General features: G+C 67.2%; 14 protein-coding genes and 1 tRNA gene. 7 read left to right on the top strand and 8 right to left on the bottom strand.

Features of this window, described 5'->3' with window-relative positions:
- Positions 1-70 precede the first annotated feature (70 nt).
- Both gmk and AC1Q6V_RS04420 read right to left on the bottom strand, forming a co-directional pair.
- Positions 71-733, bottom strand: a complete 663-nt coding sequence (gene gmk, locus AC1Q6V_RS04425; protein WP_010809225.1) for a guanylate kinase — start codon at positions 731-733, stop codon at positions 71-73.
- Between the two features lie 31 nt (positions 734-764).
- Positions 765-1,700 carry a YicC/YloC family endoribonuclease gene (locus AC1Q6V_RS04420; protein ID WP_010809226.1) on the bottom strand — a complete coding sequence of 312 codons (936 nt, stop codon included), beginning with the start codon at positions 1,698-1,700 and terminating at the stop codon, positions 765-767.
- A 188-nt stretch (positions 1,701-1,888) separates the two neighbouring features.
- On the opposite strand from AC1Q6V_RS04420, the gene AC1Q6V_RS04415 reads away from it, so the two are divergent.
- The 5 genes from AC1Q6V_RS04415 to hemW all read left to right on the top strand — a co-directional run bounded on the left by AC1Q6V_RS04415 (position 1,889) and on the right by hemW (position 6,570).
- Complete coding sequence (locus AC1Q6V_RS04415; protein WP_011614808.1) at positions 1,889-2,935, top strand: serine/threonine protein kinase; 1,047 nt, start codon at positions 1,889-1,891, stop codon at positions 2,933-2,935.
- Positions 2,936-2,991: 56 nt separating this feature from the next.
- Positions 2,992-3,906: a PP2C family protein-serine/threonine phosphatase gene (locus AC1Q6V_RS04410; protein WP_010809228.1), complete on the top strand. Its 915-nt coding sequence runs from the start codon at positions 2,992-2,994 to the stop codon at positions 3,904-3,906.
- A gap of 82 nt (positions 3,907-3,988) precedes the next feature.
- Complete coding sequence (rph, locus tag AC1Q6V_RS04405) at positions 3,989-4,708, top strand: ribonuclease PH (RefSeq protein ID WP_010809229.1); 720 nt, start codon at positions 3,989-3,991, stop codon at positions 4,706-4,708.
- 15 nt (positions 4,709-4,723) lie between these two features.
- Positions 4,724-5,341 (top strand): RdgB/HAM1 family non-canonical purine NTP pyrophosphatase, encoded by a 618-nt coding sequence (gene rdgB / locus AC1Q6V_RS04400; protein ID WP_010809230.1) that lies wholly within the window; start codon positions 4,724-4,726, stop codon positions 5,339-5,341.
- Positions 5,338-6,570, top strand: a complete 1,233-nt coding sequence (gene hemW, locus AC1Q6V_RS04395; RefSeq protein ID WP_062804639.1) for a radical SAM family heme chaperone HemW — start codon at positions 5,338-5,340, stop codon at positions 6,568-6,570. The genes rdgB and hemW overlap by 4 nt, the downstream gene beginning before the upstream one ends.
- A 79-nt stretch (positions 6,571-6,649) precedes the next feature.
- Here hemW and AC1Q6V_RS04390 read toward each other — a convergent pair whose 3' ends face one another.
- Entirely contained in the window at positions 6,650-7,147 is a 498-nt protein-coding gene (locus tag AC1Q6V_RS04390; protein WP_010809232.1) for an outer membrane lipoprotein, read from the bottom strand.
- Positions 7,148-7,434: 287 nt separating this feature from the next.
- Between AC1Q6V_RS04390 and AC1Q6V_RS04385 the strand changes: the two genes are divergently transcribed.
- Positions 7,435-7,524, top strand: a tRNA-Ser gene (locus AC1Q6V_RS04385).
- Positions 7,525-7,571: 47 nt separating this feature from the next.
- On the opposite strand, the gene AC1Q6V_RS04380 is transcribed toward AC1Q6V_RS04385, so the two are convergent.
- The 5 genes from AC1Q6V_RS04380 to AC1Q6V_RS04360 are packed head-to-tail and all read right to left on the bottom strand — an operon-like array spanning position 7,572 to position 11,486.
- A complete protein-coding gene (locus tag AC1Q6V_RS04380) occupies positions 7,572-7,943 on the bottom strand; it encodes a hypothetical protein (RefSeq protein ID WP_010809233.1) in 372 nt (123 codons plus the stop codon).
- A gap of 40 nt (positions 7,944-7,983) precedes the next feature.
- Positions 7,984-9,153, bottom strand: a complete 1,170-nt coding sequence (locus AC1Q6V_RS04375; RefSeq protein ID WP_010809234.1) for an osmoprotectant ABC transporter ATP-binding protein OsmV — start codon at positions 9,151-9,153, stop codon at positions 7,984-7,986.
- Positions 9,150-9,800: an ABC transporter permease gene (locus tag AC1Q6V_RS04370; protein WP_010809235.1), complete on the bottom strand. Its 651-nt coding sequence runs from the start codon at positions 9,798-9,800 to the stop codon at positions 9,150-9,152. Before AC1Q6V_RS04370 ends, AC1Q6V_RS04375 begins: the two co-directional genes overlap by 4 nt.
- A 10-nt stretch (positions 9,801-9,810) precedes the next feature.
- Positions 9,811-10,743 (bottom strand): glycine betaine ABC transporter substrate-binding protein, encoded by a 933-nt coding sequence (locus AC1Q6V_RS04365; protein ID WP_231881390.1) that lies wholly within the window; start codon positions 10,741-10,743, stop codon positions 9,811-9,813.
- A 26-nt stretch (positions 10,744-10,769) separates the two neighbouring features.
- On the bottom strand, positions 10,770-11,486 hold the full coding sequence (locus AC1Q6V_RS04360) for an ABC transporter permease (RefSeq protein WP_439671435.1): 717 nt from the start codon (positions 11,484-11,486) through the stop codon (positions 10,770-10,772).
- Between the two features lie 689 nt (positions 11,487-12,175).
- Between AC1Q6V_RS04360 and AC1Q6V_RS04355 the strand changes: the two genes are divergently transcribed.
- Complete coding sequence (locus AC1Q6V_RS04355) at positions 12,176-13,108, top strand: pirin family protein (RefSeq protein WP_010809238.1); 933 nt, start codon at positions 12,176-12,178, stop codon at positions 13,106-13,108.
- The last annotated feature ends 240 nt before the right edge of the window (positions 13,109-13,348 follow it).

Raw genomic sequence — 13,348 nt, 5'->3', positions numbered from 1 at the left:
TTGCTATTTTACAGCACGCGGCGGAAAACGCCGGCGGCGCCCCGCGCGGCTGTCATCGGCAGGCATCGGCTCAGTGGATGCCCAGCTCGATAAACAGCTCCGTATGCCGTGCTTTCTGCGAGGAAAACCGCAGCCGCGTGGCGCTGATCACGTTGCGCAACTGCTCCAGAGCATCGTCGAAGACCTCATTGATGATGACGTAGTCCGACTCCGAGGCGTGGGCCATTTCACTGCCCGCCGCCAGCAGCCGGCGCACGATCACATTGGGCTCGTCCTGGCCGCGTTTTTTCAGGCGCTCTTCCAGAGCCGTCAGCGACGGCGGCAGGATGAAGATCTCGACCGCGTTGGAAAAGCGCTGGTGCACCTGCTGCGCGCCCTGCCAGTCGATTTCCAGCAGCACGTCGTTGCCCTGCGCCATCTGCTGCTCGATCCACACGCGCGAGGTCGCGTAGTAGTTGCCGTGGACCTCGGCCCATTCCAGGAAGTCGCCGCGGTCGCGCGCGGCGCGGAACGCGTCGACCGTGACGAAGTGGTACTCGCGCCCGTCCTGCTCGCCCGGGCGCGGGGCGCGTGTGGTGTGCGAGATCGACAGGCGGATGGCCGGGTCCTGCGACAGCAACTTGTTGACCAGCGTCGACTTGCCGGCTCCTGACGGCGCCACCACCATGAAGAGGTTGCCGGGGTAGACGGTATCGATGGCAGTGTGTGGCGCGGATTGAGGCGTTGGGCTCATGATGATTCTTTGGTGATTCCTGGGGCTGTCTTTATTCGAGATTCTGGACCTGTTCGCGCATCTGCTCGATCAGCAGCTTGAGCTCCATCGAGGCATCGGCCAGTTCCTTGGCGGCGGCCTTGGAGCCAAGCGTGTTGGCCTCGCGGTTGAGCTCCTGCATCATGAAGTCCAGGCGCTTGCCGGCCTGGCCGCCCTTCTTCAGGATATGCCGGGTCTCGTTCAGGTGCGCCTGCAGCCGCGACAGCTCTTCGGCGATGTCGATGCGGATGCCGTAGACGGTGGCTTCCTGGCGGATGCGCTCGGCGATCTCGTCGCGGCTCATCGACGGCATGCCGGTGGGCGCGGCCAGGTTGAAGGCTTCCTGCAGGCGCTCGGTCAGCTTTTCCTGGTGGTGCGCGATCAGCTGCGGGATGGTCGGCGTCAGGCGCTCGACGATCGCCAGCATGGCGTCGATGCGCTCCATCAGCGTCGCCTTGAGCGCGTCGCCTTCGCGGCGGCGGGCTTCCAGCAGCTGGTCCAGCGCCTCGCGCGCGGCGCCCAGCACCGCCTCGCGCAGTGCCTCCTGCGACAGTTCCGGCTCGACCAGCACGCCCGGCCAGCGCAGGATCTCGCCCATGCGCAGGGTGCCGGCGCTGGCGAAGGTGGCGGCGACGGTGGTTTCCAGCGCGCGGATCTGCGCCAGCAGCCCCTCATTGAGGGCCAGGGTGGCGCCGCCGGTGTCGGTGCGCTGCAGGTTGATGCGGCACTCCAGCTTGCCGCGCGACAGCTCTGCCATCAGCATCTCACGCAGGGCCGGCTCGAACGCGCGGCACTCTTCCGGGGCCCGGAACAACAGGTCGAGGAAACGCGAATTGACAGTGCGGAATTCCACCGAAACGGACGCGGAGCGCCCGCTGGGCTCGCCTTGCGCGTTGGTCAATGGCGCCTGGCGCGTCGCCAGGCCATAGCCTGTCATGCTGTGGATCATTGGATGTTCTCGTGAATGGCGGCGGCCCCGGGCTGCTGGCGACCGGCGGGTCCCGCCTCGAGCGCCCCGTACGGGATTCCGGGGAGCTCTCAATACGTTGAAAGGAGGGCAACAATGCCCTTATTTGTGTTCTTTACAAGTGACCGATTAGCCCGGACAATCCGGAGGCAAATCAGGTCCCTATTCCCATGACAGAGCCAAAGGGCACGACACAACCGAAGAGTGCACCGCTGCCCGTCGGCACGCTGTTGTCCAACTATCGTATTGTAAAGAAGTTGGCCAGCGGGGGGTTCAGTTTCGTCTACCTGGCCACCGACGATACCGGCGCACCGGTTGCCATCAAGGAATACCTGCCGGCGTCGCTGGCGCGGCGCAACCCGGGCGAACTGATCCCCGTGGTGCCCGAGGAAAACGCCGCCGCGTTCCGGCTGGGCCTGAAGTACTTCTTTGAAGAGGGCCGCTCGCTGGCCCGCATCTCCCATCCCAGCGTGGTGCGCGTGGTGAATTTCTTCCGCGAGAACTCCACCGTCTACATGGTGATGAACTACGAGCTCGGCAAGACGCTGCAGGAGCACGTGCTGGCCGCCCGGCAGCAAGGCGGCCCCAAGGTGCTGCGCGAGCATTTCATGCGCAAGGTCTTCCACGACCTGATGAGCGGCCTGCGCGAGGTCCATATCCACAAGCTGCTGCACCTGGACATCAAGCCCGGCAACATCTACCTGCGCGAGGACGAATCCCCGATCCTGCTGGATTTTGGCGCCGCGCGGCAGACCCTGACGATGGAAGCGGCCCGCTTCCAGCCGATGTACACCCCCGGCTTTGCCGCGCCCGAGCTCTATGGCAAGCATTCCGACCTGGGCCCGTGGACCGATGTCTACAGCCTGGGCGCCACGCTCTATGCCTGCATGGCCGGCATGCCGCCGCAGGAAGCCAACCAGCGTGAAAAGGAAGACCGCATGGGCGATGCCCTGGCGCGGCTGCGCAGCAGCTACACCAACGGGCTGGTGGACCTGGTCGAATGGTGCCTGCGGCTGACGCCGGCCGAGCGCCCGCAGAGCGTGTTCCGGCTGCAGAAGGAGTTGCGCGAGCAGACCAACGCCCTCGGCGAACAGGCGCTGGCGCCGCAGACGCAAGCCCCGGCCCTGGCGCCGGCGGAGCGGCCCGCGGCGACCTCGCGCTTCCTGACCCTGCTGCGCCGGCGTGACGAACCCGTCCCCGGCGCGAGCGTCGACTGAATCACAAATCTGGCGCCCCGCTTGCGGCCAGTCCACTGAATTCCCTGAAAGCCAACATGCGATTCTCTGTCTACCAGGAAAGCAGGAAAGGCGGCCGCCGCGTCAACCAGGACCGCATGGGCTATTGCTTCACGCGCGACGCGCTGCTGATGGTGCTGGCCGACGGCCTGGGCGGCCATGCGCACGGCGAGGTCGCCGCGCAGCAGGCGCTGCAGACGCTGGCGCGCCAGTTCCAGGTGCAGGCGCGGCCCACGGTGCGCAACCCGGCCGAGTTCCTGCAGGACACCATCATGCTGGCCCACCGCGAGATCCACCGCTATGCCGAGGCCAACCAGATGGCGGACGTGCCGCGCACCACGGTGGTCTGCTGCCTTGTGCAGCAGGGCCAGATCTACTGGGCCCATGCCGGCGACTCGCGCTATTACCTGCTGCGCAAGGGCCGGCTGCTGACGCGCACGCGCGACCACTCCAAGATCGAGAACCTGCTGCAGCAGGAACGCGTGCTGCCGATGCATGTGGCCAACCACCCGGAGCGCAACAAGCTCTACAACTGCCTGGGCTCGCCCAACCTGCCGCTGATCGACCTGGGCGGCCCGGTGCGGCTGGAGCCGGGCGACGTGGCCCTGCTCTGCTCCGACGGCCTGTGGGGCGCGCTCGAAGAGCCCGCGCTGGTGGACAAGCTGTCGCGCCTGTCGGTGGTGCAGGCGGTGCCGGCGCTGATCGAGCAGGCGCTGCAGAACGCCGGCGAAGGTGCCGACAACACCACCGGCATCGCCATGATGTGGGAACTGGACAGCAATGCGGCGGGGCAGGATTCGGTCATGACCGACACCCTGCCGCTGAACGCCTTCACCACCTCGATCCTGGAGCGCACCGGCTCGGAAAGCGACCTGCTGTCCGAAGAGGAGATCGAGCGCTCGATCGCAGAGATCCGCGCCGCCATCGACAAGACCAGCAACCTGATGCGGTAATGCCCTCCCCGCGTGCGATGCGGCGCTCAAGGGCTGGCGGCGTTAGAATCGCGGTCTCTCCCCGATTCGGACAAACCATCCCATGCGACCCAGCGGCCGCGCAGCCGATGCGCTGCGTTCCATCAGCCTTACCCGCCACTACACCCGCCACGCCGAAGGCTCTGTCCTGTGTGCCTTTGGCGACACCAAGGTGCTTTGCACCGCCAGCGTGCTGGCCAAGGTGCCGCCGCACAAGAAGGGCAGCGGCGAAGGCTGGGTCACGGCCGAATACGGCATGCTGCCGCGCGCCACGCATACCCGCTCTGACCGCGAGGCCGCGCGCGGCAAGCAGACCGGCCGCACCCAGGAAATCCAGCGCCTGATCGGCCGCGCCATGCGCTCGGTGTTCGACCTGGCGGCGCTGGGCGAATACACCGTCCACCTGGACTGCGACGTGCTGCAGGCCGACGGCGGCACCCGCACCGCGGCCATTACGGGCGCCTTTGTCGCCGCCCATGACGCGGTTTCGACCATGCTGCGCGACGGCCTGATCGCCGCCAGCCCGATCCGCGACCATGTTGCCGCGGTCTCGGTCGGCATGGTCGACGGCGTGCCGGTGCTGGACCTGGACTACGCCGAGGACAGCAGCTGCGACACCGACATGAACGTGGTCATGACCGGCAGCGGCGGCTTTGTCGAGGTGCAGGGCACTGCCGAAGGCGCACCGTTCAGCCGCGCCGACCTGGACGCCATGACGCGCCTGGCCGAAGCCGGCATCGCCCGCCTGGTGCAGCACCAGCGCGAAGCGCTCGGCCTGGCCTGAGCAGCGGGACCCGCGATGCAACGCCTGGTACTGGCTTCCAACAACGCCGGCAAGCTGCGCGAATTCGGCGCGCTGCTGGCCCCGCTCGGCTTTGACGTGGTGCCCCAGGGCGAACTGGGCATTCCCGAGGCCGAAGAGCCCTTTGCCACCTTCGTCGAGAACGCGCTGGCCAAGGCCCGCCATGCCAGCCGGCTGGCCGGGCTGCCCGCGCTGGCCGACGATTCCGGCATCTGCGTGCAGGCGCTGGACGGCGCGCCCGGCGTCTATTCCGCGCGCTATGCGCAGATGGCCGGGCAGGCCAGGTCGGATGCCGCCAACAATGCGCACCTGGTCTCGCAACTGGCCGGCAAGCTGAACCGCCACGCGCACTACTACTGCGTGCTGGTGTTCGTGCGCCATGCCGAAGACCCCTGCCCGATCATTGCCGAAGGCCTCTGGCACGGCGAGGTCGTCGACGCGCCGCGCGGCGCGGGCGGCTTTGGCTACGACCCGCACTTCCTGCTGCCGCACCTGGGCAAGACCGCCGCCGAGCTATCGCCCGAAGAGAAGAACACGGTCAGCCACCGGGCCCAGGCGCTGCGCGCGCTGGTGGCACGGCTGCAGGCCGATGCCGCGCAAAGCGCCACCCGATGATCCCGATCGTACCGGTCTCCGCGTCCGTGCCCGTGGACAGCAAGCAGCTCTGGCTCAAGCCCGGGCAGATCAGCCTGCCCGGCTCGCCGCCGCTGTCGCTGTACGTGCATATCCCGTGGTGCGTGCGCAAGTGCCCGTATTGCGATTTCAACTCGCACGCCGCACCCGGCGCCGACAACCACGAGATCCCGGAAGACATCTACCTGGACGCGCTGCGCGCGGACCTGGAGCAGTCGCTGCCGCTGGTGTGGGGCCGGCCGGTGCATACGGTCTTTATCGGCGGCGGCACGCCCAGCCTGCTGTCGGCGGCAGGCATGGACCGGCTGCTGTCGGATATCCGCGCGCTGCTGCCGCTGGATGCCGACGCCGAGATCACGATGGAGGCCAACCCCGGCACCTTCGAGGCCGACAAGTTCGCCAGCTACCGCGCCAGCGGCATCAACCGGCTGTCGATCGGCATCCAGAGCTTCAACGACCGGCACCTCCAGGCGCTCGGGCGCATCCACGGCGGTGCCGAAGCGCGCAAGGCGATCGACATCGCCCAGGCCAGCTTCGACAACATCAACCTGGACCTGATGTACGCCCTGCCCGGCCAGACGCTGGATGAATGCCGGCAGGATGTGGAAGCCGCGCTGTCGTACGGCACCACGCACCTGTCGCTGTACCACCTGACGCTGGAGCCCAACACCCTCTTCGCCAAATTCCCGCCGGCGCTGCCGGACGACGACAGCGCGTACGAGATGCAGGACTGGATCGAAGCGCGCACCGCTCAGGCCGGCTACCGGCACTACGAAACCTCTGCGTACGCAAAGCCGCATCGCGAGGCGCGCCACAACCTGAACTACTGGCGCTTCGGCGACTACCTCGGCATCGGCGCCGGCGCGCACGGCAAGCTGTCGTTCCCGCATCGGATACTGCGCCAGATGCGGCACAAGCATCCGGCCACCTACATGGAGCGGGCGCTGGCCGGCAATGCCGTGCAGGAAGCGCGCGATGTCGGCGCCGACGAGCTGCCGTTCGAGTTCATGCTCAACGCGCTGCGCCTGACCGACGGCGTGCCGGCATCGAGCTTCCACGACTACACCGGGCTGCCGCTGCATACCATCAGCAAGCAGCTGGCCGAGGCGGAAAAGAAGGGGCTGCTGGAAGCGGACCTGACCACCATCCGCGCCACCGAGCTGGGCCGGCGCTTCCTCAACGACCTGCAGGAGATGTTCCTGAAGGACTGAGCGCGAGCGCACGCCGGTAGCAAAAAAAGGCCACGCGATGCGTGGCCTTTTACATGCTGGCAAACGTCAGGCTGGCATGTCAGTACGGCGTTGCCATGTCATTGGCCACGCGTGCGCGCATGCCCACCTGCAGGTTGCCCAGGCTCGACTGGGTCACCGTGGCGATGCGGCCATCATCCAGGCGCACGTTGACGCGGTACGCGGTCTGGGTGTTGCTGCCCGCGCGCTTCTCGATCTGGTTGCCGGCCACGGCGCCGACCACGGCACCGCCGATGGTCGCCGCGGTCTGCCCGCGTCCGCCGCCGATCTGGTGGCCCAGCAGGCCGCCGGCCGCACCGCCGATCACGGTGCCGAGCAGGCCCGAGCTGCCTTGCGTACTGGTGATCGGTTCAATCGATTCCACGCGGCCGTAGTACACCGCGCCAGCCGGGGCCTGCGAGGTGTTGGGAGTCTGGTACCCCGGAGGCGGGGCGTTGTAGCCGGTGTTGTAGCCGCTGTCATACGGAGCGGCACAACCGGCCAGCACGGCCGCTGCAGCCACCGGAACGATCAGCCATTTCTTGCTATGGATTCGCATTTTGAGTTCTCCTCTGTTGCCAGGCGAAAGCCGGGGATGCGGCACACACCGCGCCATCCGGCACGACAATATGAGCGATGCCGGCGTGTGAAGGTTCCGTAATGTCAGACAGACGCCGACATCCGCGGCAGCGGATGTGGCAGGAAGTTTACGCGCGCTTGCGTGCCGCAACACAAGACCACCATCGATCCACGCGAGCCTTGTATAATGCGCGGCCTGACCGTCAGGTCTGCAGGCGGCAGCGCGCCGGGCCCATGCCCTTTCGCGCTACAATGCCCGCACTTCCAGGAAGCGTGGCCGAGTGGTTTAAGGCAGCAGTCTTGAAAACTGCCGATGGGGTGACCCATCCGTGAGTTCGAATCTCACCGCTTCCGCCAGACAAGAGAAACGGCCCGCACCAGTAACTGGTGCGGGCCGTTTTTCATTAGAGATCGCCGTGCAGGTCTTGCGTCAGCAGACGGTACGCCTCGGCTTCTGAAATCCTGAGCCGGTACTTGCACGCCAGCACGCGCGCCAGGCCATGCGCCGCGCCCGGCGGGCTGTGCCGCAGTTGTTCGCGGTAGGCCTCCACTTCATAGCGCAGGCGCCAGCGCCGGCTGGCCAGGTAGAGCACGCCCATCAGGCCCCAGCTGCGCCAGAACTGGCGCACATGCACCTTCTCATGCTCGATCAGCGCCTGGCTGGCGCCGGGGCGCAGCAGGATCAGCGGACCGGGCGTGAAGCCGTCAAACCCGCGCGGTATCAGCCAGCGGGTTTCGACGACCAGGCACAAGGGCGAGCGGCAATAGCGGAGCATGCACCTAGCATAGCGCGGATGCCGCCGCCCTGCCGCTGGCTCAGGCCGCCGCCCGCAGCGGCGCGGAAGCGGAGGCGGCCAGCACCCCGGCCTGCCCGCGCGAACGTCCCGAGCTCAGGTACCCTGCGATCGATTCCTGCGTGACCTCGCCCAGGTAGGCGCCGTCCGCGCCCATCACCGGCAGCCAGCTGGTGTTGTGCTGGTACATGCGCGACAGCACGATGCGCAGGTGCTCGTCGAAGGCCGCGGTGACGGCGAACGGGCGCATCACGTCGCTGCACTGCCCCTTGCCGGATCGCGCATCGCGGCGCGTGACGTAGCCCAGCGCGACCTGGGCGTCGTCCACCACCGGCAGGTGGCGCACGTCGGCATCGTCCATCACGCCCAGCGCTTCGGCCAGCGGCATGTCGGGGCGGCAGCTCGGCGGCATGGTGGCGGCGTCGCCGGCGCGCACCAGCAGCAGTCGCTTGAGGGTGTTGTCATGGCCGACGAAGGCCTGCACGAACTCATCGGCCGGATGCGCCAGCAGCGCGTCGGGATGGTCGAACTGCACCAGCTTGCCGCGGCGGAACACCGCCACCTTGTCGGCCAGCTTGATCGCTTCGTCGATATCGTGCGAGACCATGATCACGGTCTTGCCGAGCTGGCGCTGCATCTGCAGGAATTCGTTCTGGATGCTCTCGCGGTTGATCGGGTCGACCGCGCCGAAGGGCTCGTCCATCAGCAGCAGCGGCGCGTCGGCCGCCAGCGCGCGGATCACGCCGATGCGCTGCTGCTGCCCGCCGGAGAGCTCGCGCGGATAGCGCGTCAGCAGCCGGTTGGGATCGAGCTGCACCATCGCCATCAGCTCGCGCGCGCGCTCGCGGCATTGCTTCTTGTCCCAGCCGAGCAGGCGCGGCACCACCATGATGTTCTCTTCGATGGTCATGTTGGGGAACAGGCCGATCTGCTGAATTACGTAGCCGATCTTGCGGCGCAGGGTCACGCCGTCAAGGCCGCGCGTATCCTCGCCCTCGATGCGCACCGTGCCCGAGGTCGGCTCGATCAGCCGGTTGATCATCTTCAGCGTGGTGGTCTTGCCGCAGCCCGAGGGGCCGAGGAAGACGCAGATCTCGCCGCGCGGCACCGTCAGCGACACGGTGTCGACGGCGCGCGTTTCGGTGCCGTCTTTCTGCGGGAAGGACTTGGTGAGTTGGTCGAGTTCGATCATATGCGGATTCCCTTTGGCGTCAGTGCCCGCTGCAACCACTGCAGGAAGGCGTCCGCCACGATGGCGAGCAGGCTGACCAGGACCGCGCCCACGGCCAGCTTGCTCATGTTGCTCTGGCTGATCGCCTGCAGGATCAGCACCCCAAGGCCACCCGCGCCGATGATGGCGGCAATGGTGGCAACCCCGATATTCATCACCACGGCGGTACGCACGCCGCCGAGGATCACCGGCACCGCCAGCGGCAGGTCCACCAGCCGCATGCGTTGCCAGGCGGTCATGCCGATGCCGCGCCCCGCTTCCTGGATGCCGGGGTCGACATTGGCCAGCGCGGTGTAGGTGTTGCGCATGATCGGCAGCAGCGAGTACAGGAACACCGCCGTCACCGCGGGCACGTAGCCGAGCGCATGGCCGAAGCGCGCGAAGATCGGGATCATCAGCCCGAACAGCGCGATCGACGGCAGCGTCAGCACGATCGTCGCCAGCGCCAGCAGCGGCGTGGCCAGCGCGCGGAAGCGCGTGATCACGATGCCCATTGGCACCCCGATCAGGATCGCCAGCCCCACTGCCGAGCCCACCAGCGCCAGGTGCTCGCCGGTCATTTTCAGCAGCGTGGGCCAGCTGTGCTGCAGGTAAGAGAACAAGTCCATGCGGCCTCCCTCAGATCAGTCCGTGGCTGCGCAGGAAGTCCTCCGCGACCTTGTCCACCGGCTGCTGGCCGATGTCCACCTTGTAGTTCATGTCGGTCATGCTCTCGTTGTCGAGCTTGGCAGCGAGTGCATTGAGCAGGCCGGCCAGTTCCGGATGCTTGTCGAGCACCGGCTTGCGCACCACCGGCACCGCGTTGTACGGCGGGAAGAAGTGCAGGTCGTCTTCCAGCAGCACCAGGTCGAAGCCCTTGACGCGGCCGTCGGTCGCATAGACCAGGCCCAGCTCCACCTGGTTGTTCTTCAGTGCGGTGTAGACCAGGCCCGGGTCGAGCTGGATCACGTCGCGGCGCGAGAACGGCAGCTTGTACAGCGCCTTGAGCGGCTCCAGGCCGTCCGGGCGCGCAGCGAATTCCATGTCGACCGCGAACGGGTGGCTGGCGTCGGAGCCGGCGCGGCGCATCTGCTCGGCAAAGCCCGACAGCGTGGTCACGCCGCTGGCCGCGCGTTCCTTTGGCATCGCCAGCGCATAGGTGTTGTTGATGTTCGAGGCATCGAGCCACACCAGCCCGCGCGCGCCGTCCATCTGCTTGACGCGCTCGTAGCTTTCCCTGGCGCCGAGTTTTTCCTGGACCTTGTTGAACACGATCAGCGCGGTGCCGGTGTAGTCCCACACCACGTCGAGCTGGTTGCTCTCCATCGCCTGGCGCATCAGCGTGCTGCCCAGGCCGGCGGTCAGTTCGGTGGTGAGGCCCTTGGCGCGCAGGTATTTCGATGTCATCGACGACAGCAGCAGCTGCTCGGTGAAGTTCTTGCCGCCCACGCGGATCGGCGTGGCCTCTGCACGCGCTTCAGGCGCAGTGGCCAGCGCCAGCCCCGCCGCAAAAGCGGTGACTGCAGCCACCACCAGGGCGACGCGCCGGGCACGGCGGCGGATGAATTGCATCTGGTTTTCCATTTCGGTCCCCATGTTCAGTGCGCCAGCCCGCGCCGGCGCAGGTACAGCTGGCCGGCGGCGGCAAAGAGCGCGTCCAGGGCCAGCGCCAGCAGCGCCGTGGCGGCCGCGCCCAGCAGCAGCAGCGGCTGGTTGTTCAGGTAGATGCCCGGGAAGATCAGCTCGCCCAGGCTGTTGGCACCGATCAGGAAGGACAGCGGCACCGTGCCCACGTTGATGACCAGGGCGATGCGGATGCCGGCCAGCATCACCGGCAGCGCGTTGGGCAGTTCCACGCGCACCAGGCGCTGCACCGGCGTCATGCCGATGCCACGCGCCGCTTCCAGCAGCGTGGGCGAGACATTGCGCAGGCCTTCGTAGGTGTTGCGCACGATCGGCAGCAGCGAGGCCAGCCACAGCGCCAGGATGGCGGGCCGCTCGCCGATGCCGAGCACGGCCAGGGCCAGCGCCAGCACCGCCAGCGACGGCACGGTATTGCCCACGTTGAAAACCTGCATCAGGCGGTCGGCCCAGCGGCGCATGCACGGGCGGCTCAGCGCGATGCCGGCCGGGATGCCGGTGGCCAGCGCCAGCGTCATGGACAGCACCACCAGGCGCAGGTGGTCGGCCACGTCGTAGAGCAGGCGCTCCTGGTACTGGCGAATCACATCGACGCCGATCCATGCCACCAGTGCAGCCAGCGCGGCCAGCGTCAGTCCTGCCCAGGCGAAGGCCCGTGCCGATTGCTTTGACATACTCTCCCCTTTTCCGAAACCGAAAAGCGCGCAGCACGCCACTTCCCGGCGATGGAAAACAATATGGGCTGGTGCGTGCGGAGATAGGGCGCCACCAGTCCCGGTTCAGATTGCATTGCCGCCATGACCGGCACGATTGCCGGCGGACGGTCTGTGGATTCCTCCGCCGTGGGCGGGAAGTCCGATTGACGGGATGCCGGGTTGGATTGGCAGTCCCTGAAGCGGCGCAACCGGCGACGCAAAGTTGTTGCGATCGGTTGGCCAGTGGCAGCGCAAATATTGAAGTTTTCCGACGCGCCGCCGGTCCATCGGCCGTTGACTGGCAAGGGCTGACGAGGTTTTGACACCCCGCATCTCACCTCAACGGATGACAAAGAGAGCGCTATTATAGCGATCTTCATCGATCCTGTCATCTTCCCGCATTTTTCCGGCCTTCCTGCGCCGATCTTGCGCGAATTGGCGGCAGTGGGACGGCATGTTCGGCCGTGCATTAGCCGGCACACGGCGACCTCCCGGATCGTTCTGAATTCGAAAGAACCTGGACCACCAGTCGGTACGCCAGCAGAACAATCTGTTGCCCGGCGACCCTCTACTCTTTCCGCGCCAAAACACTAAATTGACGAGGTAGCTGAAACGACGGGAAACCGGCCCGGCCATTGCCGCGCGGAACCCGCCCACAGGAGAAAGACATGGACACCCTTGCCACCACCTTCGCCACCGTTCCCGCCGCCGCCGCCGAAACCGTGCAACGCTCGCGCGCCGTGGACCGCGTGGTGCGGGGCATCGCCACCTCGGACGGCGCCGGCGTCAAGCTGACCCGCGTGCTGACGCAGAACCTGCAGCGCCGGCTGGACCCGTTCCTGATGCTCGATGCCTTCGGCACCGACAGCAAGGACGACTACATCGGCGGCTTCCCCGATCACCCGCACCGCGGCTTCGAGACCATCACCTACATGTTGGCCGGGCGCATGCGCCATCGCGACAGCGCCGGCAACGAGGGGCTGCTGCAGAACGGCGGCGCGCAGTGGATGGTGGCAGGCGCAGGCGTGGTCCACTCGGAAATGCCCGAGCAGGAAGACGGCCGCATGGAAGGCTTCCAGCTATGGCTGAACCTGCCGGCCGCGGACAAGATGACCGCGCCGTGGTACCGCGACCTGCCCGCCGCCGAGATCCCGACGGTGGCGCTGGACAACGGCGCCACGGTGCGCGTGCTGGCGGGCGCCACGCACGGCGTGGCCGGCGCGATCACGCGCCCGGTGACCGAGCCGGTCTACCTGGACGTGCACCTGCCGGCCGGCCAGACCTTTGCGCAGGCGCTGCCGGCCGGGCACAACGCGTTCGTCTACGTGTACCGGGGCGAGGTTTCGATCGGCAGCGGCGACGACCGCGCCGTGATCGAGGCCCAGCGCATGGGCGTGCTGGACAACGCCGGCCAGTCTGACGGCGTCATCGTCAGGGCCGAGGCCGACGCGCGCTTCCTGCTGATCGCGGGCCAGCCGCTGAACGAGCCGATCGCGCAGTACGGGCCGTTCGTGATGAACACGCAGGAGCAGATCTACCAGACCCTGGCGGATTTCCGCGACGGGCGCTTCGCCACCAGCGCCGCCACCACCGGCGCCTGAGCCCTGCCGGCGAGCGGCCGCCCTGGCCGCCCGCCGCTGCTCCAGTCCAGCCGCTGGCTCCGCAAGGAGCCGGCGGCTTTTTTTTCGTGCTGTGGCCGGCACGCGACTTGCAACCACCCCCAAACCGTTGCAGGGACTGGAATGACGCCGGAATCGGCCCGCCCGGTGTCCTGTCACTTATATAATCCATCACCAATATCGGGCATCACCAAACCATGATGAATGCTGCAATGCGTCGCG

Source organism: Cupriavidus sp. GW823-FHT07B10 (assembly GCF_058794355.1).
Note: the sequence above shows the minus strand (reverse complement) of the source record. Positions and strands in the feature narration are given on the sequence as shown.